This window comes from Petrotoga halophila DSM 16923, assembly GCF_002924615.1.
The window spans coordinates 1-768 of sequence record NZ_JALY01000244.1 but is presented as its reverse complement, the minus strand read 5'-3'; the positions used below and the strand labels follow the sequence as shown (position 1 = coordinate 768).

The window sequence follows — 768 nt, the reverse complement described above, 5'->3', positions numbered from 1 at the left end:
CCAACAGACAAAGAGTCTTTACATACGATATAAACGTTCCTGAAGAAGGCTTCAATTTCACTCCTCCAACGGAACTTGCGCTTATACTAGACAATACAGAGTTCAGTTATGAACTTTATCCTGGTGCCGTAAAAACCTTTGTTATAAATCTACAAAATATGTTTAATCAAAACGTGACAGTACAAGTTGGTGGAGAAGAATTTGCGAGTTTACCTAAAGATAGATCCTTACTATCATGGATTACTTTGAGATCTCCATCATCTTTTACAGTTAACGCTCAAGGAACCTCGAGAGTTATTCTTTCAATAAATGTACCAAAAGAAGTAGAAAATGGTGCATACTATGGCAAAATCGTTTTAAATGCGTACGAAGAATCGGGAGAATTTTTATCTCAGAAAAAGGTCAACGTTGAGACCGTTATAGGTGAAGTAAATTATAATTTTGAGCTTACCAGCTCAAATTATGAAAAAATAGAAGGCAGGGGAATTTTCAGTGCTATGATCAAAAATACAGGGGAGAGATACATAATCCCTAAAGGAAGTTTGAGTATTCTAGACAACGATGGTGTAAGTATAGGTGTTTACGATCTTCTTCCATCTAGTCAAGAGTGGTTAGTACCAAACCAAGAAACGATGTTGATTGGCGAAATACCAATTTTAGAAGAAGAAGGTTATAGATACATCCTTACTATTTATAACAACGAGCGAAGATTAAAAGTCCTCGAGGGGGAGTTAATGTGATAAAAAGCAAATTAAAAAGATCACTATG

General features: G+C 35.3%; 1 protein-coding gene. It reads left to right on the top strand.

The genetic code is table 11. The features are described from left to right. Positions 1–740 (top strand): COG1470 family protein (locus AA81_RS14295; RefSeq protein WP_169999773.1); only part of this gene is annotated, 740 nt, incomplete at its 5' end. Positions 741–768 lie beyond the last annotated feature (28 nt).